The 4,990-nt window shown below is 40.5% G+C and carries 2 protein-coding genes and 1 pseudogene; all 3 read right to left on the bottom strand.

Annotation, left to right across the window (positions count from 1 at the left end; all coding sequences use genetic code 11):
- Nucleotides 1-193: transposase (locus tag AACU59_RS03085; protein ID WP_161437766.1), on the bottom strand; the 193-nt coding region annotated here is incomplete at its 3' end.
- A 59-nt stretch (nucleotides 194-252) separates the two neighbouring features.
- The gene (locus tag AACU59_RS03090) at nucleotides 253-3,534 is read right to left on the bottom strand and encodes a DEAD/DEAH box helicase family protein (RefSeq protein WP_237666634.1); all 3,282 of its coding nucleotides are present in this window, start codon (nucleotides 3,532-3,534) and stop codon (nucleotides 253-255) included.
- Between the two features lie 2 nt (nucleotides 3,535-3,536).
- Nucleotides 3,537-4,990: pseudogene (locus AACU59_RS03095) on the bottom strand (site-specific DNA-methyltransferase); the annotation flags it as partial.

A 4,990-nucleotide genomic window follows, 5' to 3' on the forward strand; every position in this document is an offset into this window, starting at 1 on the left:
CCTCTGCGGTTAGCTCTTGCTCTCGCTGACTAGTACTGGTGTCTTTCTTCGAGTTCTTCCGCCACCCGTAGATTTGAGATTCGTGTAAAGAAAGCTGTCTTGCTGTCGCAGCTACTCCCACTTTATCTGCTAACTTCAGGGCTTCTGCTTTAAATTCAGGGGAATGTTTAATTCTAGTTTTCTTAGTTGTCATTGTTCACCTCGTTAGTGATTGTACTCACTTAACTCAGTGTCCAAAACTGCTGGGGCGGATCAGTCACGATGTTCCGTAGAAGATACAACGAACGCGCTGAGAGACAGACTTTCATCGTTAAGTTTGCGTTCCAACGTTTTGATCTCTTTATAGAGACCAAACTTAGCGTCATCTAAATTCAGGTTTCGAATACCTTTGGGATCAATAAGGCTAAGCCATTGCTTACCCGTTTTATCATCCACTAGCCATAATAGAAAATCAGGATAAAAATTCCCCGCAGTTGCAAATCCTAATCCTTTTGATTTTGTATCAGCGTTACGTAGAAGATATAAGCTCTTATCACCGATGATTTCCTGGCCTTTTGGTGTTTCAATAAATGCCTCTAAATCTTGAATAAAAGTAATTTCACTTGGCGCATCAAATGCCATAGGTCGCATTTTTAAGGGCAAGTCAGCATTTTTTTCAATCGAGAGAAGTGGATAGTACAAATGCTTGTCAAAAGTCACTGCCACCATTCCCGGGGCATTCCATTCTTTAGCTTTGCCAATATCCCCTTTAGCAACGATATCCTGCAATTGTTCTAATCGCTGAGCATAATCTAAGCCGTCATCCGATTCCTCAATTTCAAAATGATACATTTTGATCATGCCAGGATCGTCTTCCTGGACTTGCGTTACCTGATAGAACTGTCCTTCGTAAGCATTTTTCAACGCGTTATAAAATCGCTCTGTATAGTCAAGCAACAGGCGCAACATAATATCTTCTTGCTTCTTAACATCAGAAAATTGCTTGATGTCTAGCTCTGATTTCGGAATAAGCAGTGTGTACCACTTGTTGGAAAAACCACTATTTCCCAAACAGAAATTCATTAATCGGTGCTTATCAAGACGAAGATTTGACCAACCTCGTTGCAATTTATAATCCTGAACTGCAAGATATAAGCGCTCAAAGTCAAATGCAGAAATTACTTTATAGTCGAGTTTACCTTCAAATCGAACATTTACGGGCGTGTTGTCGCCTTTTCTATTTGTATCAATGGATTCAAGCTTTGGATACAGGTCTAACTTCACATGGGGAAGTTTAATTTTCCCTTCAAACTCTGCGGGAACCTGATATAGCTCAGGATAATGAACACGCTTAAAACCGTGTTTCTGATTATCTTTATACCCATCTTTTAACTTTAGCGTTTTTAACTTGGTTGCCGGTAAGTTAGGACGCGTTTCAAAATTCAGCTCTAATATTTCATCACTAGGAGTAATCCCCTCGTCTTCGAGATACTGCTTGAACGTTGCCATGTAATCGGCACGGACACCAAAAATATTCAAAGTTTCAAGCTTATCTAAATGAATCCCTTTTGGCCGTTGACCCGGCGTGCTGCGTTTTAGCGAGTAGTCGCGACCTTTTAATCGTACACCACGGCCAAACAACTGAATGATCTGCGAACCTTCTCCGCGTCCCATATTCAATAGGCCCATAGTTGATACACGCCAACTACTCCAACCTTCGGTAAACTTACGTGAACCAATCAAGATATGCAGCTTGGAGTCTTTGTCATTCAGAGTGTGAAACAAGGTTTTAGCAAAATCATCCCTTTGATAATCAAAGGTGGCGTCCTCTTCACACATCTTATAAAGCGAAGGTGAATCACCAATGTTAATCAAACCAAATGGCGCAGCTTCGCCAACCTGAAGCGCCAACTCACCTTTACTACCTATCAGATTTAATACTCGAAGACGCTGGCCTGAATGAGTTGTGTTGAATAACTTGGCCAGAATATCGGCATAAATATCTTCAGGACCATTCATCAAAGCTATAAAGCGCTTCTCAAAAATATTCCTATCTTTGGTATCCAGAATCCGCGCTTTATTATCCACCAGATCTTTTATCCAAGCTTTAGCTTGTACTTCATTATTCAAGAACCAAGCTAAAAAGCGCAATACCGCATGAATATCAGAATCTTCACCGCCAACAGTGTTTCCCACAAACACCCAAAGTGGTTTTTCAATGTTGAACTCAGCTAACTGGTCTTTGTTTTTAGTGAACAAATATTGCTGCTGGTAAAAACTAAGCAAACACGCAGTGAAGTACTCATAACGTCGCTCATCTTGTTTATCTTGCGCTGGGTTCAGGTTAAGGATTAATGACTCTTTTCCATAGCCGTCCTCGTAGAAAAATTTATACGAGTAATCAAATAGCACTGATTTGCCATACACTTCGCGTGTTGCTTGAATGCGAGCGTCACGCTGCTCCTCAGTATCTAATTCCAATTGTGCCAACTGCTCTTCAGTTAACTTACCTAAAGCTGTCGTTTCGAACAGCATTTTAGCCTTCTTCTTTTTGATATCCGCTTCAACTGAATCAACCGTTTTACCGTCGGAAACAGCCTGACCAAAGGTGGCAGAATACTCAAAGGCAAAACCATCGCGGGTCAACTTGTCACGACGACGCATCCAAGCACCAGCAGCAGTACCTGTACCTTTATGGCCTTCGTCAATGAGTACAAGGTTTTTACCTTCAAAAGCTTCAACCGCTACCGTTTTGTCGCCCATTTCATCTGCAAGTTTATTGATATCAATAACTTCAATCGTGCCTCTGAACGGTGTTGGCTTAGATTTATCAAACAACTGAATATGAGAAAAACCTGAGTCATACAGTTCATTCATATGCTGCTGTGACAAGCGCTCATCCGGTGTCAACAGAATGATCTTGTCAGGGTAATGGCTGGTATTACCATCTTGAAAATAGTGCAAATACTGTAAAATATTGACGTGTAGTAACAACGTCTTACCTGAACCCGTAGCATTCCAAAATGCCAGCTTGTTCAAATCATCCAAAATATACTGTCTAAACTGATTAGCTCTGTCTTTCGCTGTTTTACTGTTTTCTACATTGTAAGTTTCAAGCTCACGATTCAGTCCATTCAACAGCTCTTGTTTTCGGTTGAAGTGCCAGTCGAGATAAATTTCTGTAAACAAGAGAGACAAGTACTGGAAATACTTCATATTCAGTACCGTATCTTCTTTACGGTTACGATGTTCGGTGATCTGTTGCCAATGCTTAACAATGTTCAAGTCGTAGCGACGCAGCTCATCAAGGTCGATTAAATCGACCTCAAAGAGATAGTTACTCAACTCATGGAAGAACAAGCTTTGTCCATCCTCATGAATGCCTTCAAAACGGTCTTCGCCTAAACGTAGTTTTAAACCTTGCAAAGTCCCATCTTTGAAAAAGCGAAACATAAAACGGTTAAGCACCAGTTGTTTATGGAAGCTTAATTTACTATTGCTTTGTTTTTTTACTGCTTTCCCAGTAGACGCAGCTTTTTGTGGAGAACGGGCCATGCTTAAATCTCCTCAGCAAACATCAGGCTCAGGAATTCCGGCTCAATTTGACGGAGTTTTAAGCTACGTAACACTTCGCCGTCGTCACCATCAACCGTAAATGCCGTTGGCAAATTGTGGTCGCCATTAATGTAAATCACATCAAAAGTCTGCTCTTTGGCATACAGATCAAAGCGGTTAGCGTAATCATTAAGTTTTTCATAACCAATTTTGTCGCAATCGCGCCACAAAATAAGGGTACGCTCACCACTTGGTAAAGTCCCTTCAACACGAACAAAGCCACGCTCGATATTCGATTCAATCGACTTAACATGTAAACCAATCAGGAAATTAAAAGTTTCTACCAAGTCAATCAGCTTACGCTCTGTCGCACCAGCAGAGTCAGTGGCGATATTCATTTCATAGTTGAATGGTTTGCGGAAGTTATCTGTATTCAGCAATGAACCTTTACTTTCCTCTTCTAGCATATATTTTAATAAATAGTCGTCTGATGCCTCGGAAGAAATCAATTCAAATAAATCAGCATTCTTCTTAGTCAAAGAAATGTTGTTTAAGGTGTCTTCATAGCTTTCTATTTTTACAACTTTAGTAATGCTTGATTTGTTTCTCGTAACAAGAGGGCGACCATTTTTCCATTGAGAAGCAAATAAACATTTGAGCATTCGTGGTTTTGTGATCAAATCAAAATACTCTCCTTGCTCAACAAGAATAGAGCTTCTTGTACCACCGTCCTCATCATTCATTACTACAACAGCGTGACCGGTACTTGCTGAACCAGAAAAATAATCCAAAACTAAGCTATGCCTATTTGCTCCGGCTACTTTAAGACAGTCAACAACAGCCTTGTAAGATTTTGGAAATAAAAATAACCTTTCACGAGTAAACATAGATGACAGAAGATTGGTTCCATGCGAACCAGCAGCGTATGACGCATCATCCCACCAAGTCCCTGGCAATTTTCCTTCATCGTTAAGATAATTACGTCTATAAATTTCATACCGATCTTTAGTTTTCTCATACTTAAGGTGTGCAAGCTCTTTTCGCGCACGCTCAATTCCCCATTTCCAAACTCTTTCGGTACCAGTTGAATCATTCGGTAAAACAACTACGGCAGATTCAGACGTTGCTAAGTCATAATCCCACTCATTCTTAGCCTCGTTCCATACCATACTTGGGATCTCTAAACGTCCGTTTTGGACAACAATAGGATAATACTGTTTTGGTCTATCCTTTCGGCTTGAATCCGTACCTGTTTTTCTAAAATTCTCCCAAAGGAACTTTAAACCATTCTCATCAGTTTCATTGTACCGTTGGTTTTGCGAATCACTTCTTGGTAGACGACCGACTGATTTCACTTGCTCCGTCTTTCTATGGAAAATTGCGTACTCATGGTTAATTGAAAAACCTGAAACCGTTGATCGACCTTGAGGATTATTGCGAATAGGTACTGTAGAGA

The organism is Vibrio sp. V23_P3S9T160, from assembly GCF_963886625.1.
GTDB lineage: Bacteria > Pseudomonadota > Gammaproteobacteria > Enterobacterales > Vibrionaceae > Vibrio > Vibrio anguillarum.

Coding starts and splice junctions, on each gene's coding strand:
- AACU59_RS03090 (WP_237666634.1), bottom strand. CDS start 3,534: ATGGCCCGTTCTCCACAAAAAGCTGCGTCTACTGGGAAAGCAGTAAAA.